The organism is Azospirillum sp. TSO35-2 (assembly GCF_003116095.1).
In the GTDB taxonomy this organism is placed as follows: domain Bacteria; phylum Pseudomonadota; class Alphaproteobacteria; order Azospirillales; family Azospirillaceae; genus Azospirillum.
Genome location: NZ_LGRA01000008.1, coordinates 1,062,882 through 1,087,459, shown reverse-complemented (window position 1 = coordinate 1,087,459; position 24,578 = coordinate 1,062,882). Strand labels below are relative to the sequence as shown.

At 70.4% G+C, this 24,578-nt stretch carries 26 protein-coding genes; 14 read left to right on the top strand and 12 right to left on the bottom strand.

The features are described 5' to 3' along the window. Window positions 1–41: 41 nt before the first annotated feature. The 3 genes from TSO352_RS06450 to purE all read right to left on the bottom strand — a co-directional run bounded on the left by TSO352_RS06450 (window position 42) and on the right by purE (window position 3,699). The gene (locus TSO352_RS06450) at window positions 42–1,766 is read right to left on the bottom strand and encodes an EAL domain-containing protein (RefSeq protein WP_109106472.1); all 1,725 of its coding nucleotides are present in this window, start codon (window positions 1,764–1,766) and stop codon (window positions 42–44) included. A 309-nt stretch (window positions 1,767–2,075) separates the two neighbouring features. Then, on the bottom strand, window positions 2,076–3,179 hold the full coding sequence (locus TSO352_RS06445) for a 5-(carboxyamino)imidazole ribonucleotide synthase (RefSeq protein WP_109106471.1): 1,104 nt from the start codon (window positions 3,177–3,179) through the stop codon (window positions 2,076–2,078). 52 nt (window positions 3,180–3,231) lie between these two features. Next, a complete protein-coding gene (gene purE, locus TSO352_RS06440; RefSeq protein ID WP_109106704.1) occupies window positions 3,232–3,699 on the bottom strand; it encodes a 5-(carboxyamino)imidazole ribonucleotide mutase in 468 nt (155 codons plus the stop codon). A gap of 306 nt (window positions 3,700–4,005) precedes the next feature. Between purE and TSO352_RS06435 the strand changes: the two genes are divergently transcribed. Continuing rightward, window positions 4,006–4,458: a group III truncated hemoglobin gene (locus tag TSO352_RS06435; RefSeq protein ID WP_247871926.1), complete on the top strand. Its 453-nt coding sequence runs from the start codon at window positions 4,006–4,008 to the stop codon at window positions 4,456–4,458. Between the two features lie 38 nt (window positions 4,459–4,496). Here the strand turns inward: TSO352_RS06435 and TSO352_RS06430 are convergent, their stop codons facing one another. Next, complete coding sequence (locus TSO352_RS06430; RefSeq protein WP_109106470.1) at window positions 4,497–4,697, bottom strand: DUF465 domain-containing protein; 201 nt, start codon at window positions 4,695–4,697, stop codon at window positions 4,497–4,499. Between the two features lie 238 nt (window positions 4,698–4,935). Here TSO352_RS06430 and TSO352_RS06425 point away from each other — a divergent pair, with 238 nt between their 5' ends. Beyond that, window positions 4,936–6,030, top strand: coding sequence for an ATP-dependent 6-phosphofructokinase (locus tag TSO352_RS06425; protein ID WP_109106469.1), 1,095 nt, complete (start codon window positions 4,936–4,938; stop codon window positions 6,028–6,030). Window positions 6,031–6,040: 10 nt separating this feature from the next. Then, entirely contained in the window at window positions 6,041–6,481 is a 441-nt protein-coding gene (locus tag TSO352_RS06420; RefSeq protein WP_109106468.1) for a TIGR02444 family protein, read from the top strand. Between the two features lie 28 nt (window positions 6,482–6,509). Here TSO352_RS06420 and TSO352_RS06415 read toward each other — a convergent pair whose 3' ends face one another. Beyond that, window positions 6,510–6,932 carry a hypothetical protein gene (locus tag TSO352_RS06415; protein ID WP_109106467.1) on the bottom strand — a complete coding sequence of 141 codons (423 nt, stop codon included), beginning with the start codon at window positions 6,930–6,932 and terminating at the stop codon, window positions 6,510–6,512. 182 nt (window positions 6,933–7,114) lie between these two features. On the opposite strand from TSO352_RS06415, the gene TSO352_RS06410 reads away from it, so the two are divergent. Beyond that, window positions 7,115–8,899 (top strand): tetratricopeptide repeat protein, encoded by a 1,785-nt coding sequence (locus tag TSO352_RS06410; RefSeq protein ID WP_109106466.1) that lies wholly within the window; start codon window positions 7,115–7,117, stop codon window positions 8,897–8,899. On the opposite strand, the gene TSO352_RS06405 is transcribed toward TSO352_RS06410, so the two are convergent. From TSO352_RS06405 to TSO352_RS06385, 5 genes are all read right to left on the bottom strand, one after another. Further along, entirely contained in the window at window positions 8,875–9,135 is a 261-nt protein-coding gene (locus tag TSO352_RS06405) for a hypothetical protein (RefSeq protein ID WP_109106465.1), read from the bottom strand. The genes TSO352_RS06410 and TSO352_RS06405 overlap by 25 nt on opposite strands. Window positions 9,136–9,253: 118 nt before the next feature. Next, complete coding sequence (locus tag TSO352_RS06400) at window positions 9,254–9,931, bottom strand: carbonic anhydrase (protein WP_109106464.1); 678 nt, start codon at window positions 9,929–9,931, stop codon at window positions 9,254–9,256. A 140-nt stretch (window positions 9,932–10,071) separates the two neighbouring features. Then, a complete protein-coding gene (locus TSO352_RS06395) occupies window positions 10,072–10,677 on the bottom strand; it encodes a UbiX family flavin prenyltransferase (RefSeq protein ID WP_109106463.1) in 606 nt (201 codons plus the stop codon). Between the two features lie 72 nt (window positions 10,678–10,749). Further along, window positions 10,750–11,364 (bottom strand): DUF1013 domain-containing protein, encoded by a 615-nt coding sequence (locus TSO352_RS06390; protein ID WP_109106702.1) that lies wholly within the window; start codon window positions 11,362–11,364, stop codon window positions 10,750–10,752. A 310-nt stretch (window positions 11,365–11,674) separates the two neighbouring features. Continuing rightward, a complete protein-coding gene (locus tag TSO352_RS06385; RefSeq protein WP_109106462.1) occupies window positions 11,675–12,703 on the bottom strand; it encodes an NAD(P)H-quinone oxidoreductase in 1,029 nt (342 codons plus the stop codon). 162 nt (window positions 12,704–12,865) lie between these two features. On the opposite strand from TSO352_RS06385, the gene TSO352_RS06380 reads away from it, so the two are divergent. Continuing rightward, window positions 12,866–13,063 carry a DUF1192 domain-containing protein gene (locus tag TSO352_RS06380; RefSeq protein ID WP_109106461.1) on the top strand — a complete coding sequence of 66 codons (198 nt, stop codon included), beginning with the start codon at window positions 12,866–12,868 and terminating at the stop codon, window positions 13,061–13,063. 85 nt (window positions 13,064–13,148) lie between these two features. Here the strand turns inward: TSO352_RS06380 and TSO352_RS06375 are convergent, their stop codons facing one another. Continuing rightward, window positions 13,149–13,961 (bottom strand): DUF2189 domain-containing protein, encoded by an 813-nt coding sequence (locus TSO352_RS06375; protein ID WP_109106460.1) that lies wholly within the window; start codon window positions 13,959–13,961, stop codon window positions 13,149–13,151. Between the two features lie 176 nt (window positions 13,962–14,137). Then, window positions 14,138–14,320 carry a DUF4169 family protein gene (locus tag TSO352_RS06370; protein WP_109106459.1) on the bottom strand — a complete coding sequence of 61 codons (183 nt, stop codon included), beginning with the start codon at window positions 14,318–14,320 and terminating at the stop codon, window positions 14,138–14,140. Window positions 14,321–14,626: 306 nt separating this feature from the next. Between TSO352_RS06370 and TSO352_RS06365 the strand changes: the two genes are divergently transcribed. From TSO352_RS06365 to TSO352_RS06325, 9 genes are all read left to right on the top strand, one after another. Next, window positions 14,627–17,866, top strand: a complete 3,240-nt coding sequence (locus TSO352_RS06365; protein WP_109106458.1) for an AsmA family protein — start codon at window positions 14,627–14,629, stop codon at window positions 17,864–17,866. Window positions 17,867–17,993: 127 nt separating this feature from the next. After that, complete coding sequence (locus TSO352_RS06360; protein WP_109106457.1) at window positions 17,994–18,356, top strand: accessory factor UbiK family protein; 363 nt, start codon at window positions 17,994–17,996, stop codon at window positions 18,354–18,356. 284 nt (window positions 18,357–18,640) lie between these two features. Beyond that, on the top strand, window positions 18,641–19,144 hold the full coding sequence (locus TSO352_RS06355) for a YbjN domain-containing protein (RefSeq protein WP_109106456.1): 504 nt from the start codon (window positions 18,641–18,643) through the stop codon (window positions 19,142–19,144). A 5-nt stretch (window positions 19,145–19,149) separates the two neighbouring features. Continuing rightward, a complete protein-coding gene (gene proC / locus TSO352_RS06350; protein ID WP_109106701.1) occupies window positions 19,150–19,971 on the top strand; it encodes a pyrroline-5-carboxylate reductase in 822 nt (273 codons plus the stop codon). A 7-nt stretch (window positions 19,972–19,978) separates the two neighbouring features. Beyond that, on the top strand, window positions 19,979–20,464 hold the full coding sequence (locus tag TSO352_RS06345) for a YbaK/EbsC family protein (RefSeq protein ID WP_109106455.1): 486 nt from the start codon (window positions 19,979–19,981) through the stop codon (window positions 20,462–20,464). A gap of 92 nt (window positions 20,465–20,556) precedes the next feature. After that, a complete protein-coding gene (locus TSO352_RS06340; RefSeq protein ID WP_109106454.1) occupies window positions 20,557–21,279 on the top strand; it encodes a TetR family transcriptional regulator in 723 nt (240 codons plus the stop codon). Between the two features lie 141 nt (window positions 21,280–21,420). Next, the gene (locus TSO352_RS06335) at window positions 21,421–21,855 is read left to right on the top strand and encodes a phasin family protein (RefSeq protein WP_109106453.1); all 435 of its coding nucleotides are present in this window, start codon (window positions 21,421–21,423) and stop codon (window positions 21,853–21,855) included. A gap of 138 nt (window positions 21,856–21,993) precedes the next feature. Further along, window positions 21,994–22,329, top strand: coding sequence for a tRNA-binding protein (locus TSO352_RS06330; RefSeq protein WP_109106452.1), 336 nt, complete (start codon window positions 21,994–21,996; stop codon window positions 22,327–22,329). A 230-nt stretch (window positions 22,330–22,559) separates the two neighbouring features. Next, a complete protein-coding gene (locus tag TSO352_RS06325) occupies window positions 22,560–24,521 on the top strand; it encodes a cache domain-containing protein (protein ID WP_247871925.1) in 1,962 nt (653 codons plus the stop codon). The last annotated feature ends 57 nt before the right edge of the window (window positions 24,522–24,578 follow it).

The following is a 24,578-nucleotide window of genomic DNA, read 5'->3' as shown; positions in this document are numbered from 1 at the left end:
GCGTCGGCCGAGCGCGGCATCCCGAACGAGCGGGCCTGCCGTCAGCCTTTCAGCAGCACCTTGCCGCCGCTGCGCACCCGCGACCAGTCCTTGGCGAAATAGCCGAAATCGCGGGACGGCCGGCTGAACAGGAAGCCCTGGGCCAGGGGCACGTTCAGGTCGGTCAGCAGGTCGGCGTGCACCTGTTCCTCCACCTGTTCGCCGATCAGTTCCAGGCCCAGTTGCCGGCAAACGTCGACCATCGACCGCAGCATCGCCATGTCGCGCGGGCTGTTCACGGCGCCGCGCACGAAGGCGCCGTCGATCTTGGCGTAGTCGGCCTGGATGCCATAGAGCGACTGGAACGAGGTCGAACCGGCGCCGACATCGTCCAGGCAGATGCGGAAGCCGGCCTGCCGCAGCTTCTGCAGCACGTCGTTCAGCTTGGCGATGTCGGTGACGATCACGGTTTCCGTCACCTCGACCAGCAGCTTCTGCGCCAGGCCGCCGTAGGGCTCCACCACCGACAGGAACTGCTTGAGGAAGATCGGGCTCATCAGCGTCTTGGCCGACAGGTTGATCGCGACGTCCGGCAGCTTCGGTTCCTTGCGAAAGGCCTGCAGCGTCTCCAGAACCGTCTGGGTCAGCAGAAGGTCGAAGTCGTAGATCAGCCCGACATCCTCGGCGAAGGTGATGAAGTCGGTCGGCGAACTGCCGTCGATGCGGGTCAGCGCCTCCAGGTGATGGACGGCACCGGTGGCGATGTCGACGATCGGCTGGTAGACGACGATGAAGTCCTTGTTGTCGATGGTGGCGCGCATCTGGCCGATCCGCTCCACCGCGCCGGCCATCATCCGGTTGGCGCCGTCCTCCAGGCTGGAGATGGTGAACTCCCCGCCCTGGGCGGAGGCGAAGGCCTGCACCGTGTAGACCAGCGCGCGCGCCGCGTCGGCGGCGTCCAGCGTGTCGTCGGCCATGTCCAGCGTCCAGGACCGGATGCCGCCGGGCAGCGCGCCGCCCGCCGCCTCGATGATCTGGGCGATGTGGCCCTGCACCTCGCGCCCGTCGATGTCGGCGGCGTGGACGATGCCGTAGCGGTCGCCCGACAGTTGCCCGGCGCTGTCGCCGTCGGCGGAAATGCCGCGCAGGTAGGCGTCGATGCCGGCGCGCACCTCCTCCGCCGCGCCCTCCGGCATCGCGTCGACCATCGCCTGCAACCCTTCGACCAGCAGCAGGGTCAGCCCCTGTTCCAGGCCCCTCTCGCGGGCGGCGAGGATCCGCTCTTCCAAAAGGTTGGAGAAGCCGTGCTGGTCGAGCAGTTCGCCCTGCGGTGCGGCGCCCATGGCGATGGCCGCGCGCGTCGGGCCGGTCAGCAGCACGGTCAGGAACAGCGATCCCGGGCAGGAGTCCAGCCGGCAGCCGCCGAGCAGAGCCGGGAACTTCTGGCCGTCGAAAGCCTGGAACAGCACGCGGGCCGGCTTGATCCGCGCCTTTTCCCGGATGCGGTCGAACAGGACATGGACGTATTTGCGGTCGGCCGGCGCCACCACGTCCATCAGGTTGGTGCCGACCAGCCCGCCGACGTCGCCCTTGGTCAGGCGGCAGCGGGCGCCGGCGGAAAACAGGATGCGGCCCAGCCCGTCGGTTTCGATCAGCAGGTCGGCGGCGGCGAAGGCGAAGCCAACGAAACGATCCCGATCACGGCTGGACTGCGGACGGCGCTGTTCAGCCGCGGCGGGGGCCGCGCCGGTCCGTGTTGCGCTGTCCTGCAGGAGGGGCATCGTCATCTGGCTACAAATTGCAACAAAGTTTATCGTTTACGCAGTCGATTGCGGCACAGAGTAACGAAAATTGTCACAGGTTAAAAGGCAAGCGATCCACCCCTGACGTCCGTCATAGGCGAGCGCAGCAATTTGACGCGCTTTCACGGCGAAGCGGGCGGCGGCATGACACGCCGTCCGCGCGACTTTGCAATAGGGATTATCCCGGGTGGGAACTGACGTGTCCCCTTGCCCGCAGACACGAAAAAGGCCCCGCCGACTCGGTTGGCGGGGCCTGTGCTGCGGGGTCCTGAAGCGCTTGTGTCCGCGCCGGGATCAGCGGCGCGGGACCAGCCGGTTGACGTGCCCCATCTTGCGGCCCGGCCGCGCCTCCGCCTTGCCATACAGGTGCAGGCGGGCGCCCGGCTCGGCCAGCAGCTCCGGCCAGCGCAGGACGTCGTCGCCGATCAGGTTGGTCATCTCGGCGTCCGCCACCCGCTCGACCGAGCCCAGCGGCAGGCCGCACACCGCGCGCACCAACTGCTCGAACTGGTCGCTGGCACAGGCGTCCATCGTCCAGTGGCCGGAATTGTGCGGGCGCGGCGCCATTTCGTTGACCAGCACGGCGCCGTCCGGGGTGACGAACATCTCCACCGCCAGCACGCCGACCAGATCCAGCGCCTCCGCGATGCGGCGGGCGACGCGGTCGGCCTCCGCCGCCGTCTCCGGGGTGACGCGGGCCGGGGCGATGGTGACGTCGAGGATGCCGTCCTTGTGGCGGTTCTCCACCGCCGGATAGGCGACCATCGCCCCGTCGCCGCCGCGGGCGACGATCACCGACACCTCGCAGGCGAAGGTGACGAAGCCCTCGACGATGCCCTCCACGCCGGCCTTTCCGCCGCCGATGGCGGCCCAGGCCGCCGCCGCGCCGTCGCCGCCGTCCAGCCGGGCCTGGCCCTTGCCGTCATAGCCGAGCCGGGTCGATTTCAGGACGCAGCGCGGCCCGACCTCCGCCACCGCGCGGGCGACGTCGTCGGCGCTGCCGGCCGGGCGCCAGGGCGCCGTCGCGATGCCCAGCGCGTTGACGAAGCTCTTCTCGGCGATGCGGTCCTGCGCCACCGACAGGACGTTCGGGCCGGGGTGCACGGCGGTGAAGCGGCGCAGATGCTCCACCGTCGCCACCGGCACATTCTCCCACTCCAGCGTCACCACGTCGACCGAGCGGGCGAAGCGCTCCAGCGCGTCGAGGTCGTCCCAATCGGCGACCGTCGCCGCCGCGCTGACCTGCGAGGCCGGGCTGTCCGCCGCGTCGGGGGCGTAGACATGCGTCGTGTAGCCGAGCCGCGCCGCCGCCAGCGCCGTCATCCGGCCGAGCTGTCCGGCGCCCAGCATGCCGATGGTGGAACCGGGGGCGAGGCGGGGGAGGGGGGTGCCGGTCATGATCGCTGCAATCGCCCTTTCGCGTTCTCTGGAGGGTCAGGCCGGGGGAGGGTCAGGCCGGATCATCGACCGGCGCGTCGGCGACGGCGGCGGTCTGGCGCGCGCGCCAGCCGTCCAGCGCCTCGGCCACCGCCGGGTCCATCAGCGCGATGACCGAGCCGGCGAGCAGCGCCGCGTTGATCGCGCCGGCCTTGCCGATGGCGAGCGTGCCGACCGGGACGCCGCCCGGCATCTGCACGATCGACAGCAGGCTGTCCATGCCCTTCAGCGCGTGGCTTTCGACCGGCACGCCGAACACCGGCAGCGGAGTCATCGACGCCGCCATGCCCGGCAGATGGGCGGCGCCGCCGGCCCCGGCGATCACCACCTTCAGCCCGCGGGCCCTGGCGGTGGTCGCGTAATCGACCAGCCGGTGCGGCGTGCGGTGGGCGGAAACGATGCGGACCTCGTGCGCGATGCCCAGCGCCGTCAACGTGTCGGCGGCGTGCTTCATGGTCGTCCAGTCCGACTGGCTGCCCATGATGATGCCGACCAGCGGCTGGGGGCCGTCGGTCGGTGCGGAGGCGTTGGGATTGACGTCTGCGGACACGGGCGCGCGCTTTCCTTAAGGTCCGGAAAGCGGCGCATTATAGGAAGAGTCGGGCAACTGTCCAGCGCCGCCGCCATCCGGCACAGCGATCTTCCGAATCTCGGGGGCGCGGCCGTCGAACGCTCCGCCATCGTGCTTGGGCGTCTGCGACATTGCGGCCCTTCCGGTGGGACATGGGTCCGCCTTATGGTGCGAACCCATATGAACACGCAGCATTCCCAGCACCGGACCCGTTGCATGACCGAAAACGCCCACAGCGACACGCCGCACGCCGACCGCCGCGACATCCGCGCCGCCATGGCGGAGGAACGGATGGCGGCCCTCGGCATCGACGAGGCGTCGATCCAAAGGCTCGTCCGCGGCTTCTACGGCAAGATCATGAAGGACGAGGTTCTGGGGCCGATCTTCGGCCGCGCCATCACCGACTGGGAGCCGCATCTGCGCAAGATGATGGATTTCTGGTCGTCGATCGCGCTGATGTCCCAGCGCTACGAGGGGCGTCCGATGCCGGTCCACATCGCGCTTGGCCTGGAACCGCAGCATTTCGAACGCTGGCTCGGCCTGTTCCGCGAAACCGCGGCGGAACTGTTCCCGCCGGACGGCGCCGCCTTCCTGGTCGGCAAGGCCGAAAACATCGCCCGCAGCTTCCAGATGGGCATCCAGTTCTTCACGGTGCCGAAGAAGGACTGACACGGCGCCGCATCCCGGCCATGCCCCGGGCGTCACCCTTACGCGATGATGTCCGGCAGCAGGCGGCTTTCCAGGACCATGATCTGGTCCTTCAGCATCAGCTTGCGCTTTTTCAGGCGCTGCATCTGCAACTGGTCGTACGGCGCACGCTCGACGAGCCGGGCGATGACGTCGTCCAGGTCGCGGTGCTCGCTGCGCAAGCTCGCCAGCTTTTCCTTCAAAGTCTCTTGCTCGTTCATCGCGCCCGTTAGGAATGGCCGTTGCCCCGGTGGTCCGGGGGTGCTCTTGCGGGAGACCCGTTGGTTGGGCGGGCGGGACTATATCAGATTTCCGGCAAAGCGGCAGCGCGAAACCGGCTGGCCCGTCGACGGGTGCGTTCACCCCTTTTGCCGCTGCGGGCAATGATTGCGGGAAATGCCTGTTCCGGTAACATGGAGCCCAGTGCAACAAACAGGCGAACGGGACGGGAACCCCTCAATGACTGCCCCAACAAAAGCCGGAAAGCGTATCGGCATCCTGACCAGCGGCGGCGATTGCGCCGGGTTGAACGCCGTCATCCGCGCGGTGGTCCACCGCGCGACGGGTTATGGCTGGCAGGTGCTGGGCATCAAGGAAGGCACGCAGGGCCTGCTCCAGCGGCCGGTGCAGTACCAGACGCTCGACCTCGGCTCCGTCGACGGCCACATGATGCGTCAGGGCGGGACCATCCTCGGCACCACCAACCGCGGTGACCCCTTCGCCTATCCGATGCCCGACGGCACCGTGAAGGACCGCTCCGACGAGATCATCGGCGGCTACCGCGAACTCGGGCTCGACGCGCTGATCGGCATCGGCGGCGACGGCAGCTTCGCCATCCTGCACAAGCTGGCGCAGAAGGGCGGCTTCCCGATGGTGGGCGTGCCCAAGACGATCGACAACGATCTGGGCAAGACCGAGGTGTCGGTCGGCTACGACACCGCCGTCGCCGTGGCGGTGGAGGCGCTGGACCGGCTTCAGCCGACCGCCGCCAGCCACCACCGCGTCATGGTGCTGGAGGTGATGGGCCGCGACGCCGGCCACATCGCGCTGGCGGCCGGCATCGCCGGCGGCGCCGACGTCATCCTGATTCCGGAAATCCCCTATTCGATCGAAAGCATCGCCGCCAAGATCCAGGACGTGCGGGCCAGCGGCCGCAACTTCGCCCTGGTCGTGGTGTCGGAGGCGGTGAAGACGCTGGAGGGCACCGGGGTCAAGAAGCTGCTGCAGGGCGGCGAGAGGCGCTACGGCGGCATCGGCGACTACATCGGCGACAAGATCGCCGACGCCACCGGGGCCGAAACCCGCGTCACCGTGCTGGGCCATGTCCAGCGCGGCAGCATGCCCAGCCCGCGCGACCGGCTGATCGCCTCGGCCTTCGGCGTGCACGCCGTCGACCTGATCGCCGAGGGCAAGTTCAACCGCATGGTCGCCTGGTACAACCGCGGTGTGATCGACGTGCCGATCACCGAGGCGATCGAGCATTACTCCTGCGTCGAACTGGACGGTGCGCTGGTGAAGACCGCCCGCGGCCTGAACATCAGCTTCGGCGACTGAGGACGGTGGCGTGAGCGCCAACCCGTTCTGGGACTTCTCCCTGGCCGTCTACGGGCGGCCGGGGGTTCCGGCCGCCTGCCTTGCCCTGCAGGACCGGCGCGGGGTGGACGTGAACACCCTGCTGTTCGCGGCCTGGGCGGGGATCGCCTGCGCCGCACGCCTGTCCGACGCGGAGCTGGCGCGCATCGACGGGGCGGTCGCCGGCTGGCGGGAGGAGGTGGTGCGCCCGTTGCGTGCCCTCCGCCGCCGCGCCAAGGCGGAGGACGACACTCTCTACCGCCGGATGAAAGCCGCCGAACTGGAGGCGGAGCGTGTCCAGCAGGACCGCCTGTTCGCCGCTGCCGGGCTGATGCCGCGCGACGGCGGCAGCAACGGGCTGGCGGCGGCCAACATGGCGCTGCTGGTGCCCGGCGGCGACCCGGCGTTGGAGGCGCTGCTCGCGGCGCTGTGATGCGGCGGCCTTGCGCCGGTGAAGCCGCTCAGCGGTTCAGGATCAGCTCGTCGGGATTCCGCACGGTGCTGGACACCAGCTCCGGCTTGCCGGCGTAGAAGGCGCTGCAGCGCTTGCCGCTGACCAGACGGGTCAGCGCCGCTTCCCATTCCCGCCCCTTGGGGCCGACGATCCGCAGCTTGAGCTGGTCGACCAGCGGGTAGACCTTGAACTGATCGATCTCGACCGGTTCCGAACCTGCGGTGGTGAAAACCGACTGGTTCAGGGTAAGAGTCTTGCCATTTATTTCAAGCGTCACGTCCTGCGCCCAGGGGCAACCGTTCGATTTGGCGCCTTCGTTGGCGGCGGCCGGCCCGGCGAACATCCCGGCGGCGGCAGCGGCCAGCGTAACGAAGGCCAGCGTCCGGACGGGGCCGGACCGGCGCAGGCCCGTGATTGGGCGGGAGGTCATAATCCGCTCCTTGGTGATCGGCGCGGAGAATAGCGATGCGTCAGTCTCATGACAATGCAGGGAAAATCCTGATCCTGTGACCGATTGCGACCGATTGCAGCGGTCGTCCACTGGACCGGTGCCGTCGTGCCGGGGCATGATCCGACGCATCCCGCCGCCCCTCCAACCCCAGACGGCACCGAATGGTCACTTTGTCGCAGGCCCTGCAGATCGCGCTCGACCACCATCAGGCGGGCCGGGTGGCGGAGGCGGAGGATCTGTACCGCCGCATCCTCGGCGCCGATCCCGAGCACGCCGATTCCATGCAACTGTTGGGCGTCCTCGCCGCCCAGCTCGGCCGGCTGGAGGAGGCCGGGCATCGGCTGCGCCGTGCCGTGGCGCTGCGGCCGGCCGGGGCCGGCGGCCTATCGAATCTGGCCGGCGTGCAGCAGTCGACCGGCGAGGCGGAACGGGCGGTGCGGCTCTATGGCTGGGCGCTGCGGCTGAATCCCGAACTGGCCGATGCCCACGCCAGCCGCTCTGCGGCGCTGCGCCGGCTCGGGCGGGCGGAACCGGCTCTGGCGGCGGCGGAGCGGGCGCTGGCGCTGGTCCCCGCCCACGCCGACGCGCTGGCGAACCGCGCCGGGGCGTTGCTGGGTCGTGCCGACGCGCCGGCGGCGGAGCGTTGCGCCCGCCGGGCGCTGCGGCTTGGCCGGGGGGCCGCGGCGTCCACCGCGGCGGCGCACGCGACGCTGGCGGCGGCGCTGGCCGCCCAGCGACGCTGGCCCGAGTCCGAGGCGGCGGCCCGCGACGCCCTGGCCATCGACCGCAACAACGGCGAGGCGTGCGAAGTGCTGGGCGCGGTGCTGGCCAAGCTTGGCCGCTTCGAGGAGGCGCTGGACGCCTTCGCCGCGGCGGAGCGGCTGCGGCCCGGTCCGTCGCTGTGGGCGGCGCGCGGGACCGCGCTGGTCGCCATGGCCCGGCCGCGGCCGGCGCTGGCCGATTTCGACCGCGCGCTGGCCGAACGGCCGCAGGATGCCGGTCTGCACTGGAACCGCGGCTTTGCCCGGCTGCTGGCCGGTGATTATGCCGACGGCTGGCCGGAGTTCGACTGGCGCCGCCACGATGATCGCGCCGAGCCGCCCTGGCGCCGCTTCGACCAGCCGACGTGGCGGGGGGAGCCGTTGGCCGGCCGCAGCATCCTGCTCTACGCCGAACAGGGGCTGGGCGACACGCTGCAGTTCCTGCGTTATGTGCCGCTGGTCGCCGGGCTGGGCGCGCAGGTGGTGCTGGAGGTGCAGCGGCCGCTGTTGCCGCTGGCCGCCGGTGTGGAAGGGGCGGCGCAGGTCATCGCCCGCGGCGATCCGTTGCCGCCGTTCGAGCTGGAATGCCCGCTGATGAGCCTGCCGCGCGCCTTCGGCACGGTGGTCGATGCGGTGCCGGCGGCGGTGCCCTACCTGCGAGCCGACCCGGTGCGCGCCGACCGCTGGCGTGCCCGGCTGGCGGGATCGGGGCTTAGCGTCGGCGTGGTGTGGGCGGGCAACCCGCGCTTTCCCGGCGACGCCCTGCGCTCACCCCGGCTGGCGGGCCTGCGCGCGCTGTTCGACGTGCCGGGCTGCCGGTTCTACGGCCTGCAGATGGGGGCGGGGCGGGGCGATCTGGCGGCCACCCCTTTGCCGGCCGCGTTCACCGATCTGGGGCCGGAGATCGCCGACTTTGCCGACACCGCGGCGATCATGAGCAACCTGGATCTGGTGGTGTCGTCCTGCACCGGGCCGGCGCACCTCGCCGGCGCGCTGGGCGTGCCGCTGTGGGTCGCGCTGCCCTTCTCGCCGGATTGGCGCTGGCTGCTCGACCGCGATGACAGTCCCTGGTACCCGACCGCGCGGCTGTTCCGGCAGCCGGCGCCCGGCGACTGGCAGAGCGTCGCCGGGCGGATGGCCGCCGCCCTGGCGGAACTGGCTCAGCGCTTCAGGCCGTTGCCGTAGCGCGAGCAGTCGTAATCGTCGGTCCCGGCTTCGGCCCGGCCGCCGTTGGAGGTGTTGTAGCGCGGGTCGTCGCAGCGGCCGTTGCGGGCGTAGGGCGAATCGGAACCACCCGACCCGAACAGCCCGCCGCCACTGCCGCCGAACAGCCCGCCGCCGCTGTTGCTGCTGGTCTGGTTGCACGCGGCGAGCGCCAGCGGGGCGGCCACCAGGATGGCAAGGCGAAGCGCGGTCTTCATGGCGTTTCCTTTCCTGTTCTGAGTGAAGGAGGGTTGATCCTTCGCACTCAACAGAGAAAGGCCGCCGTAAATTCCCGCGCCCGTGCCTGCCCCTCGGAAGAGTCGCCCGGCCGGACGATCACTCCACCGGCTGGAACAGCCGGGTGGTCGGGTTGATCGCCCACATCTCGCCGTTTTCCAGGTCGAACCACCAGCCGTGAATGGTCAGGGTCCCGGCCTCCACCCGTTCGCGGACGAAGGGGAAGGTCATCAGGTTGTCGACCGACGCGCGCACGGCGGCGCGCTCGATCACCGCCGGGGAGTTCTGCAGACGCTCGACGTCGGCCTTGGCCTGCTCGGTGTCCTCGGTGCTGATGTAGGGGTCGAGGGCGGCGTTGACGATCGACACCCAGGGCGACACGAAATCGTCGTCGGTGGCCTCGCCGGTGCGGAGCCGGATCAGGCCGCGGATGCCGCCGCACTGGGCGTGGCCCAGCACGATCACCTCCGACACCTTCAGGGCCTTCACCGCGTATTCGATCGCGGCCGACGTGCCGTGATAGGCGCCGTCGGGCTGGTAGGGCGGCACGAGATTCGCGACGTTGCGCACCACGAACAGCTCGCCCGGTTCGGACTGGGTCAGCAGCGCCGGGTCGACCCGGCTGTCGGAGCAGCCGATCATCAGCACCTCCGGATGCTGCCCTTCCGTGACCAGTTGTCGCATGCTGTCGGGGCGGCGCTCGTAATAGCGGGCGCGGAACCCGCGGATTCCAGCCAGAAGCTGGCTGATCGGCTGGCTTTGCTTGGTAAAGGGCATGATCGGCTTGTCCCTGTTCCTGCCGGCCGGCGGAAAGCCGGTCCCGCATCACACACGTCGCCAGTGGTATACCGGCATTGGCCTTGCAGTCCAAGCCACCTGTTGCGGCATTGCGGCAAGGATCGGCTTGGCGATGCGGATCAGCGGTCGCGGTCGGCGTCCGGACGCTCGCCCCAGCGGCGCAGGGTGCCGGAATCCAGCCCGAACAGGTCGAGCACGCGGCCGACGGAATGATCGACCAGCTCGTCGATGCTCTGCGGCTTGGCGTAGAAGGCCGGGACCGGCGGGGCGATCACCGCGCCCATTTCGGCCAGCGCCGTCATGGTGCGCAGATGGCCCAGATGCAGCGGCGTCTCCCGCACCATCAGGACCAGCCGGCGCCGCTCCTTCAGCGCGACATCGGCGGCGCGGGTCAGCAGGGTGGAGGTCACGCCGCTGGCGATCTCGCTCATCGTGCGGACCGAGCAGGGGGCGACGACCATGCCCAGCGTGCGGAAGCTGCCGCTGGAGATCGCCGCGCCGATGTCGGCGGCGGCGTAGCTGACGTCGGCCAGCGCCCGCAGCTCCGCCACCTTCATGCTGCTCTCGTGGGCGAGCGTCACCTCGGCCGAGCGGCTGACCACCAGATGCGATTCGACCCCGATCCGCCGCAGCGTCGTCAGCATGCGGATGCCGTACACCACCCCCGATGCCCCGCTGATGCCGACGACGAGCCGGGGCGGTGTGGTCGGGGCTGGGTCGGTCATGGGATGCGGCGGTCCGAAGCTGTTAACCCTCTCCCCGGCGGGGAGAGGGGTGGTTGCGGTGGGAAGCCCGGATCAGCGGGCGTCTTCCCGTTCGGACGAATAGCTGTCGTCGTCCTGGTCCTCGCCATAGAGGTTCTCGGCCTCTTCCGGCGGGCGGGGGACGCCGCCGCGGCGGATCGCCAGCGCCAGCGCCTCCTCCAGCTCACGCTGCGAGCAGAGGCCGAGCATGACCGGGCCGCGCGGCTTGATGTTGGCGACGTTCCAATGGGTGCGGTCGCGCACGGCGGCGATCGTCGGCTTGGTCGTGCCGATCAGGCGGCAGATCTGGGCGTCCGACAGCTCCGGATGGTGCTTCAGCAGCCAGGCGATGGCGTCGGGCTTGTCGCCGCGCTTGGTGATCGGGGTGTAGCGCGGGCCCTTGGACCGCGACGCCACCTGCGGCAGGTCGGCGACCAGCAGCTTCAGGCGCAGATCCTGGTTCTTCTCGCACCGCTCGATCTCGGCCTTGGTCAGCTGGCCGTTGGCGATCGGGTCCAGCCCGACCATGCCGACCGCGACCTCGCCGTCGGCGATGGCCTGGACTTCCAGAGAGTGCATCCCGCAGAAGGCGGCGATCTGCTCGAAGGACAAGGACGTGTTCTCGACCAGCCAGACGGCTGTCGCTTTCGGCATCAAGGGCAGTGCCATCATCCCTCCTGACAACTCTTATACCAGCCGCACCCGCTGGCGGATGGTGCGGCCGACTGTTTCAAACCAGTGTTCGGCGCTGGACGGACTGGCGGAGCCGGGATCCGTCGCCCCACTCCCGTCACCACGATATAGGGCGAAAACCGGTCCGCGTAAGCATGCTTGCGCAGGCGCACCGGGGTATCCCGGCCGCCCGCTCGCTTCTGCTAACCCGTCTTGCCTGCGCAAGGCAAGCGTGACGGCGCCGGGACAGCGAAGAAAAGCGCGAAATGCGGTTCGGATTTCGTCCGAACCGCGTCGTCGCCGCCGCTCAGGCGGCGTCCTGGGTGGCCTCGGGGCCGACCGTCAGCACGATCTTGCCGATGTGGGCGCTGCTTTCCATCAGGCGATGGGCCTCGTCGGCCTGCTCCAGCGGGAAGGTGGCGTGGATCTGCGGCTTGATCCGGCCGGCCTCCAGCAGCGGCCAGACCTTCTCGCGCAGCGCGGCGGCGATGCGGCCCTTTTCCGCCACCGGGCGGGCGCGCAGGGTCGATCCGGTCAGGGTCAGCCGCTTGGTCATCACCGGCGCCATGTTCAGCGACACCTTGGCGCCCTGGAGGAAGGCGATGGAGACGTGGCGGCCGTCCGGCGCCATGATCTCGACGTCGCGGGCGATGTAGTCGCCGCCGACCATGTCCAGCACGACGTCGACGCCGCGCCCGCCGGTCGCCGCGCGGATCACCGCGACGAAATCCTCGGTCTTGTAGTTGATGGCGCGGTCGGCCCCCAGCTCCTCGCAGGCGCGGCACTTGTCGTCGCTGCCGGCGGTGGTGAAGACGGTGGCACCGAACGCCTTGGCGAGCTGGATCGCCGTCGTGCCGATGCCGCTCGACCCGCCATGGATCAGCAGGGTCTCGCCGGGCTTCAGCGCGCCGCGCTCGAACACGTTGGTCCAGACGGTGAAGAAGGTCTCCGGCACCGCCGCGGCCTCGACCATCGACAGCGGCCCCGGCACCGGCAGTGCCTGCACCGCCGGGACGACGCAATATTCGGCATAGCCGCCGCCGGCCACCAGCGCGCACACCCGGTCGCCGCTGGCCCAGCCTTCCACCCCCTCGCCGATGGCGATCACGGTGCCGGACAGCTCCAGCCCCGGCAGGTCGGAGGCGCCCGGCGGCGGATCGTAGCGGCCCTGGCGCTGGAGCGTGTCGGGGCGGTTGACGCCCGCCGCCGCGACCTCCACCAGGATCTCGCCCGGTCCCGGCACCGGGGCGGGACGCCGGGTCGGGCGCAGCACCTCCGGCCCTCCCGGCTGGCTGATTTCGACGCAGCGCATGCTGTCCGGCAAGGCGAGGCCCATGGCGTTTTCCTCTGGAGAGCGTTGGAATCGCGATCGTTGGAATCGATTGGGGCGAAAGGTAGATTTGTCGGACCTGCCTGACAAGGCGAACGGGATCATAGGACCGGGGCGGCCGCCCGAACGGCACCGCCGCGCCGGGCCGCAGAGGGGAGGGGCCGGACGATGAGCATTGACGAGCGTTTCGAGGATCTGGAGCCGCGCAAGGCCAAGCCGGCGCCGAAGGATCTCGGCGTGCTGGGCGTGGCCGAACTGCAGGCCTACATCGCCTCGCTGGAGGCGGAGATCGACCGCGCCCGCGCCGCCATCGCCGCCAAGGAGGCGCAGAAATCGGCGGCCGAGGCCTTCTTCCGGAAGGGCTGACCGCGCGCGAAGACCGGTCAAAATGGAAAAGGCCCTTTCCCCGCCGGAGGAAAGGGCCTTGTTCCAGGAACCGCCGGCGGTGCGGTCAGCGGCTGCCGCCCACCAGATCGCGGTAGCAGTGCCAGGAGGCGTGGCCGATCAGCGGCAGCGCCAGCCCCAGCCCCAGGAAACCGGTGACCATCCCGGCGCTGGTGAACAGGGCGACCAGGAAGGCCCAGCCGATCATCGGCCGGATGTTTTCACGCACCACGGCGACGCTGGTCGCCATCGCGGTGAAGACGTCGGTGTCGCGGTCGAGCAGCATCGGGACCGACACCACCGCGATGGAGAACACCGCCGCGGCGATCACCCCGCCGAACAGCGTGCCGGTCAACAGGAAGGGAATGGTCTCGGCCGAGAAGAAGATGCGGTCGACCAGCTGGTCCAGCGACGGCGGCGAACCGGAGAAGAACAGTGCGAAGATCAGGAAGGCGACGCGGATCCAGGCCAGCAGCGCCAGCATCAGCACCAGCCCGATCCCGGCGATCTGCACGCCGTTGCGCTGGTAGGCAGCGACGACCTTGCCCAGGGTCGGGCGTTCGCCCAACTCCAGCAACCGGCTGCTCTCGTACAGACCGACGGCCAGCAGCGGGCCGATCAGCATGAAGCCCGCCGCCATCGGCAGCAGCAGATACTCCATGTCGTAGCTCGCCAGCCCAACCACCAGGACGAGGCTGGAGATCACCGCCAGCGCGCCGTAGCCGAAGCTGATCAGCGGCGCCGCCATCATGTCCCGCCACGCCGCCGACAGCCACACCCAGGGCCGGTCGACCTCGACCGCGCGGATCGGGGGGAGGTAGGCGTGGGCCTGCTGTTCGGGCTGGTGGGCCGGTCCGCGAAACGACGTCATGTCGACCATGATGACGACTCTCCCCCAAGGCGTGGACGCGCGCCTGACGGCGCTCATGAGCGCACTGTCCCACAGCCGGGCCGATAGTCGCAATAGAGAACTGTTTGGGTACCCAATAGTAACATTCCGCGAGCGGTTATTCTGACCACCCAGCTTGGTCTTTGCCGCGGACTCGGCCGAATCGGCTATGACGGATCGTCCAGCTTTTTTCCTTCCAAAGTCTGAGCGCGCCGCTCGGCCTCCATCCGGTCGCGGTCCTTTTCCGCCTTGGTCCGGCCGAATCGGACCCGATTCGCCTCGGCCTCCTTGGCACGGTCGGCGCGGTCGCGGTTCTTGCGAAAGCGGTTGAGGTTGACCACGTCGCCCATGGCACGGTCTCCGGTGACGGTTCTGGCGGATTTGCGCGCCGCCGGCCCCGCTCGGCGGACGGGCGCGACGGAAAAATTTGGGGTCGGCCGTAACTTGGCCGTGGGATTGCCCAAATTGCTTGTTTCTTCTGCCGGCGCTAGCTTACCGAAGGACGGCTTCGGCCGGAAGATGGTTGGCACCGAAGGAGGACCGCGCCGCCCGCCGCCCTGCAAGGGGGGACGGAGGCGGGCGCGGGCGATGGCAACGACGTGGGAATAAGGGGCGCGGCCGACGACAAGGCCGATCGCACAGAAGGCGGACACCCGGTGAAGAAGATCCTGATCGCTGCTCTGGCCGGACTGGTGGTGCTGGCCGGCCTCCTTCTTGCGGCGCCGAGCCTCATCGACTGGAACGCCTACAAGGGCGCCATCGCCGAGCGGGTATCGGCGGCGACCGGCCGCACGGTGGAACTGCGCGGCAACGTCGGCTTCACGCTGCTGCCGTCGCCGGCGCTGACGGTGCGCGACGCCCGGCTGGCCAACGCGTCCGGTGCCGCCGAGGCCGACATGGTCCGGCTGAAGAAGCTCGACGCCCGCGTGGCGCTCGGCCCGCTGCTGGGCGGCCGCATCCAGGTGGAAAGCATCGCGCTGGTCGAACCGACCTTCGTGGTCGAGGTGCTGAAGGACGGCCGCATCAACTGGGATCTGGCGACCGGCGCCGCCCAGGGAAAGGACGGGCTGGCCGCCGCCGAGGGGCTGGTGTCGGCCGTCAGCTTCGATCAGGTGCTGATCGACCAGGGCACCGTCATCTACCGCGACGACCGCAACGGCCGGGTCGAGACGGTGGAGGGGCTGACCGCCCGCATCGCCGCCGGCAGCCTGACCGGTCCCTTCCAGTTCCAAGGGGATTTCAGCCTGCGCGGCCTGCCGCTGCACGGCGAGGCGACGGCCGGCCGCTTCACCGAGGGGGCGGCGGTGCCGGTCCGCGCCACCCTGTCGATGCAGCACACCGACGCCACGCTGCGCTTCGCCGGCATCCTCACCGGCGGCGCCGCGCTGAAGGCGCAGGGCGACCTGCGGGCGGAGGGCAGCGACTTCGCCAAGCTGCTGGACAGCGGCATGCCGGCGGCGCTGGCCCAGCCCTACAATTTGCGGGCGACGGTGGAGGCGGGGACCAGCCTCGCCACCTTCTCCAGCCTCGAAGCGCAGTTGGGCGACACCCGCGCCACCGGCTCCGCCACCTTCCGGTCGGGTGACCCGGCCAAGCGCGAGGCGCCGCGCACCGACCTGACGCTGGCGATCAATCGCCTCGACCTCGATTCCTGGCTGTCGCGCGGCGCGTCGCCGGCCGGCAGCGGGCGCGGCGCGGCGGTGGCGCCGGCCGCACCGGCGGCGGGGACCGGCTCCGCCTTGCGCTCCGCCGTGCTGGCGTTGCCGGCGGGGATGGAGGCGAAGCTGGACGTCGCCGTCGACGGGCTGACCTACAACGGCGGCGTGGTGCGCCAGGGCCGCATCGAGGCCAGCCTGTCCGCCGGACGGCTGAACATCGACCGGGTCAGCGCGCTGCTGCCCGGCGGATCGGACATCGTCGCGGCGGGCGAGGTGACCACCCCGGGTGGCCAGCCGACGCTCGACCTGCGGATGGAGGCCAACGCCGACAATCTGCGGGCGCTGCTCGACTGGGCGAAGCTGGACATCCGCGGCGTGCCGGCCGACCGGCTGCGCCGCGCCTCGCTGTCCGCCCGGCTGCAGGGGCACGCCGACCGGTTCGAGATGTCCGGCCTGGATTTCCGCGTCGACAGCAGCCGCCTGACCGGCGCCGTCGCCTACGTCGACCGGGGGCGTCCGGCCTTCGGCGCCCGTCTCGAACTCGACCGCCTGAACCTGGACGGCTACCTGCCGGTCGCCGGTCCGGCCGAGCAGCCGTCATCGCCATCGGCTTCGACGGCGCGTCCGGCCACGGCCCAGCCGGCCGCCGCCGACCTGCTGCCCCAGCGCCTGCTCGGCCTTGCCGACGCCAACCTCGACCTGCGGGTCGGACAGTTGACGGTGGGTGGCCTGCCGATCCAGGGGCTTCGCCTGGACGCGACCGTCGCCGGCGGCGCCCTGACGGTGCGCGAGGCGAAGGTGGAGGATCTGGTCGGGCTCAGCGCGCGGATCGACGGGCAGATCGCCAGCCTGTCGCCGCTGCGTGGGGTCAACCTTGCCCTGACGGCGGACGCCGAGTCGCTGGGCGGTCTGCCGCGCGCCGTCTCCTGGCCGCCCGGCCTGCCGGCGCCGGAGCGGCTGGGGGCGGTGACGGCCAAGGCGCGGCTGGCCGGCGACGGCGAGCGGATGGCGGTGGAAGCGTCGGCCGGCCTGCTCGGCGGCACCCTGGACGCCGGCGGCGCCATCCTGGGGTTGGACCGCAACCCGACCGCCGACCTCAAGCTGCGGGCGACCCAGCCGGAGCTGGGGCGGATCGCCGCCCTGTTCACCGACCGTGGGCTGGCCCGTGCCCTGGGGCCGCTCGACCTCTATGGCGAATTGGGCGGCAGCGTCATGGCGCCGACGCTCGGCAACATCCAGGGGCTGGTCGCCGGCGTGCCGGTGCGCGGCAAGCTGGTGCTCGACCGCAAGCCGGCGCGGCCGGCCTTCCAGGCCGACCTCCAGACCGGTGACCTCGACCTCGACCGGCTGCGCTCCGCCCCGCTGGTGGGGGACGGCGCCGGCCGGAACGCCGCGTCGGGTGGCGTCGCGTCGGCGGCCGACCCGGCCGAGGACGTGCTGGGCGACCTCGGCTGGCTGCGCGGGGCGGACGGGCGGCTGGCGCTGACCTCCACCTCGCTGACGCTGGGCGGGCAGCGCATCGTTCAGCCGGCCTTGCGGGCGACGCTCGCCGACGGCATCGCCACGCTGGAGCAGTTGGACGGCGAATGGCAGGGCGGCCAGATCGGTCTCAGCGGCCGGCTGGCGACCGCGCCGGGGCAGGCGCCGAAGCTCGACGCCGACATCACCGTCATCAAGGCGGCGCTGGGGCCGGCGCTGTCCGGCGCCACCGGGCTGGGCCTGAGTGGTGGGACCGTCGACATCGATGCCGCGCTGTCCGCCAGCGGCCGGGGCGAGGCGCTGCTGCGCAGCCTGAGCGGCCGCGGCCGGGCGGTGGCCGACGGCGGGGTGCTGCGCGGCGTCGATCTGACGGCGCTGCGCAACCGCATGGCCGGGGTGGAGCGGACGCAGGACGTGCTGGGCGCGGTCGCCGGTGCCCTCCAGGGTGGTGAAACCAAGCTGGAACGGCTGGACGCCCGCTTCACGATCGAGCGGGGGGTGATCCGCACCGACGACGCCCGCCTGACCACCGGACCGGCCGACGGCACCCTGAGCGGCACCGTGTCCCTGCCCGACGAACGGGTCGATCTGGGGCTGGTGCTGCGGGTGAAGGCCGACAACGACCTGCCGCCGCTGACCCTGCGCATCGCCGGTCCCTGGGCCACGCCGAACCAGACGCTGGACCTCCAGGCGCTGAAGGAGCGCTTCGGATCGGGTTCCAGCCCGGGGGCGGCGAACCCGGCCCCGGCAAAGCCGTGACGGACCGCCCGCCCGTGCGCCGCATGCCACGGCTGCACGCGCCGGTGTGGGGAGAATCGGCCAAGGGCGTTGAAGTCCCGGCGTCCGGCAGCCATAATGAACGGACGGTAACCGGAAGTTAGAGCCGATGCAGGTGGACAACAAGATTTTGGACGATCTCGCCCGTGTGGCGGGTGGCGCGCTCGGCGCCTTTTCGTCCTTGCGTGAAGAGGCCGAGGGCCAGTTGCGCGCCCAGCTCGAACGCGTGCTATCGCGGATGGACGTGGTCAGCCGCGAAGAGCACGAGGCGGTGCTTGCCATGGCCGCCAAGGCACGCACCGACCAGGAGGCGATGGCCGAACGGCTCGCCGCGCTGGAGGCCACCGTTGCGTCGCTGACCGCCGCCACGCCGCTGACCGCCGCCCGTGCGCCGGTCCCGGTGGAGGAGCCCGGTCTGCCGGTGGCGGTGGAGGAGCCGGCCAAGGACGCCGGCGCCGGATCGGGGTCCTGACCCAGCCGGCCGTCACCGCTCCGTCTGCCGCGGCCTGTCCATTCAGCCGCCGTCGCGCCGGTGCAAACCGTCCGCCGCGGCGGCGTCGCGGTATGCCGCCCGTCCGGCAGACGATCGCCGGGCAGACGGGCGCCGGGCAGACGGGCGCCGGATTTGGCAAACCGGCTTCGGACACCGGGTCGTGACGCGTCCCTTTCATCATCTTCGGGGTATTGGCCCGGAACGCGCGTTCCGTGTCCGGGTGAACGGTACCGCCCATTGCGCCTTCACAGGAGGACGCTGATATGTCGGCCGTCGCCGTCGAAACCACCACTCCCTCCCACAATCCGCTCGACGTCGTCGAGGAGATCGTCACGGCCAACGAATGGCCTTTCGACCGCGCCAGCGAGGACGAGCTGGTCGTCGAGATCGGCGGGCGCTGGTGCGATTACCGGCTCTATTTCGTCTGGCAGCCCGACGTCAGCGCGATGCAGTTCTCCTGCCAGTTCGACATGAAGGTGCAGGCCGCCCGCCGCACCGCCGTCGCCGAACTGCTGGCGGAGGTGAACGGCCGCATGTGGCTGGGCCATTTCGACGTCTGCTCGGAGGAGCACACGCCGATGTTCCGCCAGACCATGCTGCTGCGCGGCGCCCGCGGCGCCGCGGTGGAGCAGCTGGAGGATCTGGTGGAGATCGCCTTGTCGGAGTGCGAGCGCTTCTACCCGGCCTTCCAGTTCGTGATCTGGGGCGGCAAGACCGCGTCCGAGGCGGTGTCCGCCGCCATTCTCGACACCATGGGCGAGGCGTGACCGCGATGACGGTGCAAACCGGTGCGTCGCTGCTGCTGATCGGCTGCGGCAAGATGGGCGGCGCCATGCTGGACGGCTGGCTCGCCGCCGGCACCGCCTCGCGCGTCGTGGTGGTCGACCGCATGGGCCTGCCCGAGTCGCTGGCCGGCAACCCGCGGGTGGCCGCCGCGACCGGTGCTGACGACCTGCCCGCCGGCTTCGTGCCCGACGTGGTCGTGCTGGCGGTCAAGCCGCAGGTGATGGACGAGGCGCTGCCCGGTTATCGCGCGCTGGTCCGTCCTGGCACCGTCTTCCTGTCGATCGCCGCCGGCAAGACCATTGCCTATTTCGAGCGGGTGCTGGGGGAGGGGGCGGTCGTCGTCCGCTCCATGCCCAACACGCCGGCCGCCATCGGCCGCGGCATGACCGTCGCCGTCGCCAACGCCCGCGTCACCGCCGACCAGCGGGCGCTGTCCGACACGCTGCTGCGCGCGGTCGGCGACGTCTCCTGGGTCGAGGACGAGGGGCTGCTGGACCCGGTTACCGCGCTGTCGGGCAGCGGCCCGGCCTATGTCTTCTTCCTGGTCGAGGCGATGGCCAAGGCCGGCGAGGCCGCAGGCCTGCCGGCCGAGCTGGCGATGCGGCTGGCCCGCGCCACCGTGTCGGGCGCCGGCGCCCTGCTCGACGCTTCCCCGCAGGAGGCCGCCGAGCTGCGCAAGGCGGTGACCAGTCCCAACGGCACCACCCAGGCGGCGCTGGAGGTGCTGATGGCCGGCGACGGGCTGCAGCCGGTGATGACCGCCGCCATCGCCGCCGCCGCCCGGCGGTCGCGCGAACTGGCCGGCTGAGGGCGCGATGACCAAGCCGCTCAGCCCGTCGGCCCAGCGCGTCCAGACCCTGCTGGACTCGATCGGCCTCGGCCACCGGGTCGTCGAACATGAGGGCAGCACCCGCACCTCGGACGACGCGGCGGCGGCGGTCGGCTGCACGGTGGCGCAGATCGCCAAGTCGCTGATCTTCCGCGCCAAGACCTCGGGCCAGCCGGTGCTGGTGATCGCCAGCGGCGCCAACCGGGTCGACGAGAAGGCGGTCGGCCGGCTGATCGGCGAGAAGATCGAGCGGGCCGACCCCGAGTTCGTCCGCGAATCGACCGGTTACGCCATCGGCGGCGTCTCCCCGATCGGTCACGCGGTGCCGCCGCTGGTGCTGATCGACGACGATCTGATGCGGCTGGAGACGATCTGGGCGGCGGCCGGCACGCCCAACGCCGTGTTCCGCCTGACCCCCGCCGATCTGGTCAGCATGACCGGCGGCCGGGTGGAGAGTGTGCGCAAGGCGTAAGGTTGCCCCTTTAAAGATCGGTGGCGACGGGTGACGTTCGTCCCCGCGCACACCACCTTATGATGCGGTTTTCCGTCGCTTGAGGTGGTGCGATGTCCGATACGCCCTTCGGGACTTCCCCAGGCCCGTCGCCCGGTCCTACCCCCGGTTCCTCCCCCGGCTCCTCCGAAGACGCCGGCTTCCGCTCCGATCCGTTCGATCCGGACTCGCTCGACCGCAGCGTGGCGGCGGCGGCGATGCGGCTGGCTGCCGAGAAGGGCTGGCGCCGTGTCGGCCTGCTGGAGGTCGCGCACGCGGCGGGCGTGCCGCTGTCGCGCTTCCACCAGCGCTATCGCGGGCGGGCCGACCTGCTCGCCGCGGTGTCGCGGGTCGCCGATGCCACCGTGCTGGCGGCCGAAGGGGCCGTCGACCTGACCGAACCGCCGCGCGACCGGCTGTTCGACGTGATGATGCGGCGTTTCGATGCGCTGCGCCCCTTCCGCGACGGCTTGCGTGCGGTGGTGCGCGACCTGCCGGGCGAGCCGGCCACCGCGCTGGGCTTCACCTGCGCCTTCGGCCGTTCCATGGCCTGGATGCTGCGCGCCGCCTCGATCGATCCCGACCAGCGGGGTGGGGCGGCTTTGGTCGCCGGGCTGGGCGCTGTGCACGCGCGGGTCATGCGTGTCTTCCTCGACGACGACACCGCCGACCTGTCGCGCACCATGTCGGCGCTCGACAATGGATTGCGGCGAGCGGAGCGCTGGGGCGCGACGTTCTGCCGCTGGAGCGGGCGTGGTCGACGGCCGGAGCAAGACTCCATGGCATCAACCATTTAACCGGCCTGACGGTTGGCAGTAACCCGTCAAGGTTACGCTGCACTGCAAAAATCGCGTTGACTAACTTTTCAGCACTATGCATAGTCGGCACCTGAAATGTTGCGACGCAACATGCCTAACGCTTATGCGGGGATGAGAAACATGGCCAAGTTGAGCGGTAACCCCTTCCTCGAATTCGATCCGTCCAAGCTGATGGGCGATCTGAAGATGCCGGGCCTGGACATGGAGTCGATCCTCGCCAGCCAGCGCAAGAACATCGAGGCTGTGACTGCCGCCAACCAGCTGGCCTTTGAAGGCCTCCAGGCCGTTCTGCGCCGCCAGGCCGAGCTGCTGCGCAACGCCACCGAAGAGGCGAGCAGCTACGTCAACCAGGTGATCTCCGCCGGCACCCCGGAAGAGAAGGCCGCCAAGCAGGCCGATCTGGTCAAGGCCGCCTTCGAGAAGTCGCTGTCCAACATCCGCGAGCTGAGCGAGCTGGTCGCCAAGTCCAACACCGAGGCCGCCGAGATCCTGGCCAAGCGCGTGTCGGACAGCCTGGACGAGGTCAAGGCCGCCATCGCCAAGGTCCAGAAGTAAGGTCCTCTCGCAGGGCTTTGCCAAGATCCGGAAAGGGGTCGCCGTCGGCGGCCCCTTTTTGCGTTTGGGCTTTGGCCTTTTCGCGACCCCGGCAGCCACGCTAGGCTGGGCCCCGTCCGCAACCTGGAAGGGCCCGAGATGACCATCAGTTACGACGATTTCGCCAAGGTCGATATCCGCGTCGGCACCATCCGCGCGGTGGAACCGTTTCCGGAAGCCCGCAAGCCCGCCTACAAGCTGACCATCGATTTCGGCGGCGAGATCGGGGCCAAACGCAGCTCCGCCCAGATCACCGGCCATTACGCGGTGGACGCGCTGGTTGGCCGGCAGGTTTTGGCCGTCGTGAACTTCCCGCCCAAGCGGATCGGCCCCTTCACCAGCGAGGTTCTATGCCTGGGCCTGCCGGATGCCGACGGCGCGGTTGTGCTGGTCGGGCCCGATCAGGCGGTCCCCGATGGCGCGCGCCTGTTCTGACGCCGCCGGAATTCAGCAGCCAAAACCAGGGTTTACCCGTATATAGTTCGTACTAGCGCGACAAGCCGCCACAGGGGTTCATAGCATTTTAGTCGATTGTGGTCTTAACCGGAATGGCATAGTGCGCGACGCTTTCTCTTCGCACTTGCAACATATATTCCCGGTGGATGGCAACAATGGACGCGCTGCGCTCCTTGATCGGTCGACTTTCTATTTCCACGAAAGTCACGGTGTTGAACCTCTTCGGCATGCTGATCCTCAGCACGGCGATCCTGTTCGCGATCGGTCAGGTCATCGTCCGCGACCTGGAACGGCAGGCGATCGAAATGCAGCGGCTCAGCATGGACATCGCCTGGTCTTCGATGCAGGAGCGCGGCGGCCGCTTCGCGGTGGTGGACGGCACGCTGAGGCTGGACGATCTGGTGCTGAACGGCGACACCGCGATGGTCGACAAGATCAAGCGCATCACCGGTGGCACCGCGACGGTCTTCCTGGGTGACCGCCGCATCGCGACCAACGTGCTGAACGCCGACGGCACCCGCGCCGTCGGCACCACCCTGGCGCAGGGGCCGGCCTATGATTCGGTGCTGCGCCGGGGCACCCCCTATCGCGGCATGGTCGACATCCTGGGCGAGCCCTATTACGCCGCCTACGACCCGATCAAGGACGCCAAGGGGACCACCGTCGGCGTCCTCTATGTCGGCATCAAGAAGGCGGAGGTGTTCAAGACCTTCGACGACAGCATGCGGTTCGCCACCATGCTGGTGGTGCTGTGCGCGGTGGTGCTGGCGGTGCCGGGCTATCTGGTGTCGCACTGGCTGCTGCGCCCGCTCGGCCAGTTGAACCGGGTGATGACCGCCCTGTCGTCCGGCGACCTGAGCACCACCATCGACGGCGCCAGCCGGCTGGACGAGATCGGGGCGATGTCGCGGTCGGTCATGGTGTTCCGCGACGGCATGGCGGAGGCCGAGCGGCTGCGCGCCGAGCAGGAGCACCAGCGGATCGCCGGCGAGGCGTTGAAGCGCAAGGCGTTGCAGTCGATGGCCGACACGGTGGAGCAGGAAAGCCGCGGCGCGGTCGACCGCGTGGCCGTCCGCACCCAGGAGATGGACCGCAACGCCGAGGCGATGGCCCGGTCCGCCGGGTTGGTCGGCGCCAACGCCCAGAACGTCGCCGCCGCCGCCGCCCAGGCGCTGAGCAACGCGGAGGCCGTTGCGTCCGCCGCCGCGGAGCTGTCCGCCTCGATCGAGGAGATCGGGTCGCAGGTTGGCCATGCCGCCAGCGTCACCCGCGCCGCGGTCGCCGCCAGCAACCGGACCGAGAGCACCATCGAGTCGCTGTCGTCGGCCGTCGGCCGCATCGGCGACGTCGCCGAACTGATCCAGGGCATCGCCGCCCAGACCAACCTGCTGGCGCTCAACGCCACGATCGAGGCGGCGCGGGCAGGGGAGGCGGGGAAGGGATTCGCCGTCGTCGCCAACGAGGTGAAGGGCCTCGCCAACCAGACCTCGCGCTCGACCGAGGAGATCTCGCGCCTGATCGCCGAGATCCAGTCGGTCACCGCCCGCAGCGTGGCGGAGGTCCGCGACGTCAGCCAGACCATTGGCGAGATCGACGCCATCTCCGGCACCGTCGCCGCGGCGGTGGAGCAGCAGGCGTCGGCGACGCAGGAAATCTCGCGCAACGTCGGCCAGACCGCGGCGGCGGCCACCGACGTGTCGACGCGCATCGACGAGGTGTCGCGCGAGGCGGTGGTGACCGAACAGCGCGCGGCCGACCTGCGGACCGGGGCGTCCGGTGTCGCCGCCAGCATCGACGAGTTGATGCATGTGCTGGTTCGTGCCGTGCGCACGGCGACCGAGGATGTCGACCGCCGCAACCTGCCGCGCTATCGGGTCGAAGCCCCCTGCAGGATCGATGGGCAGGCGGGCGGGTCCGCCGGCCGGCTGTCCGTCCGCCTGCTCGACATCTCCCGCGCCGGCGCGGCGCTTGGCGAGGCCGAGGCGGTCGGCGACCGCGGCACGTTGCTGTTCGACAGCCTGGGCATGGCCGTGCCGTTCGAGGCGATCAACCGCGAGGATGGCGTCGTGCGCGTCCGCTTCCGGCTGGCCGAGATCGACCGGCAGGCCTTCGAAGCCCGTTTCGACCGTTTCGAAGAGGCGATGGCGGGGCGACGCATCGCCGCCGCCTGACGGCCGTCCGGTTGGCCGGCCGCCGGCCAACCAACCGCTGGCCGATCGATCGCCGGG

Excerpts from the sequence above, each read along its gene's own strand:
- TSO352_RS06360 (WP_109106457.1), top strand. The coding sequence starts at position 17,994 with ATGCAGGTGGACAACAAGATTTTGGACGATCTCGCCCGTGTGGCGGGT.
- TSO352_RS06395 (WP_109106463.1), bottom strand. The coding sequence starts at position 10,677 with ATGACCGACCCAGCCCCGACCACACCGCCCCGGCTCGTCGTCGGCATC.
- TSO352_RS06430 (WP_109106470.1), bottom strand. The coding sequence starts at position 4,697 with ATGAACGAGCAAGAGACTTTGAAGGAAAAGCTGGCGAGCTTGCGCAGC.
- TSO352_RS06385 (WP_109106462.1), bottom strand. The coding sequence starts at position 12,703 with ATGGGCCTCGCCTTGCCGGACAGCATGCGCTGCGTCGAAATCAGCCAG.
- TSO352_RS06370 (WP_109106459.1), bottom strand. The coding sequence starts at position 14,320 with ATGGGCGACGTGGTCAACCTCAACCGCTTTCGCAAGAACCGCGACCGC.
- TSO352_RS06450 (WP_109106472.1), bottom strand. The coding sequence starts at position 1,766 with ATGACGATGCCCCTCCTGCAGGACAGCGCAACACGGACCGGCGCGGCC.
- TSO352_RS06435 (WP_247871926.1), top strand. The coding sequence starts at position 4,006 with ATGACCGAAAACGCCCACAGCGACACGCCGCACGCCGACCGCCGCGAC.
- TSO352_RS06355 (WP_109106456.1), top strand. The coding sequence starts at position 18,641 with ATGTCGGCCGTCGCCGTCGAAACCACCACTCCCTCCCACAATCCGCTC.
- TSO352_RS06380 (WP_109106461.1), top strand. The coding sequence starts at position 12,866 with ATGAGCATTGACGAGCGTTTCGAGGATCTGGAGCCGCGCAAGGCCAAG.
- TSO352_RS06400 (WP_109106464.1), bottom strand. The coding sequence starts at position 9,931 with ATGCCCTTTACCAAGCAAAGCCAGCCGATCAGCCAGCTTCTGGCTGGA.
- TSO352_RS06335 (WP_109106453.1), top strand. The coding sequence starts at position 21,421 with ATGGCCAAGTTGAGCGGTAACCCCTTCCTCGAATTCGATCCGTCCAAG.
- proC (WP_109106701.1), top strand. The coding sequence starts at position 19,150 with ATGACGGTGCAAACCGGTGCGTCGCTGCTGCTGATCGGCTGCGGCAAG.
- purE (WP_109106704.1), bottom strand. The coding sequence starts at position 3,699 with ATGGGCAGCCAGTCGGACTGGACGACCATGAAGCACGCCGCCGACACG.
- TSO352_RS06330 (WP_109106452.1), top strand. The coding sequence starts at position 21,994 with ATGACCATCAGTTACGACGATTTCGCCAAGGTCGATATCCGCGTCGGC.
- TSO352_RS06445 (WP_109106471.1), bottom strand. The coding sequence starts at position 3,179 with ATGACCGGCACCCCCCTCCCCCGCCTCGCCCCCGGTTCCACCATCGGC.
- TSO352_RS06375 (WP_109106460.1), bottom strand. The coding sequence starts at position 13,961 with ATGGTCGACATGACGTCGTTTCGCGGACCGGCCCACCAGCCCGAACAG.
- TSO352_RS06410 (WP_109106466.1), top strand. The coding sequence starts at position 7,115 with ATGGTCACTTTGTCGCAGGCCCTGCAGATCGCGCTCGACCACCATCAG.
- TSO352_RS06415 (WP_109106467.1), bottom strand. The coding sequence starts at position 6,932 with ATGACCTCCCGCCCAATCACGGGCCTGCGCCGGTCCGGCCCCGTCCGG.
- TSO352_RS06345 (WP_109106455.1), top strand. The coding sequence starts at position 19,979 with ATGACCAAGCCGCTCAGCCCGTCGGCCCAGCGCGTCCAGACCCTGCTG.
- TSO352_RS06405 (WP_109106465.1), bottom strand. The coding sequence starts at position 9,135 with ATGAAGACCGCGCTTCGCCTTGCCATCCTGGTGGCCGCCCCGCTGGCG.
- TSO352_RS06390 (WP_109106702.1), bottom strand. The coding sequence starts at position 11,364 with ATGGCACTGCCCTTGATGCCGAAAGCGACAGCCGTCTGGCTGGTCGAG.
- TSO352_RS06340 (WP_109106454.1), top strand. The coding sequence starts at position 20,557 with ATGTCCGATACGCCCTTCGGGACTTCCCCAGGCCCGTCGCCCGGTCCT.
- TSO352_RS06425 (WP_109106469.1), top strand. The coding sequence starts at position 4,936 with ATGACTGCCCCAACAAAAGCCGGAAAGCGTATCGGCATCCTGACCAGC.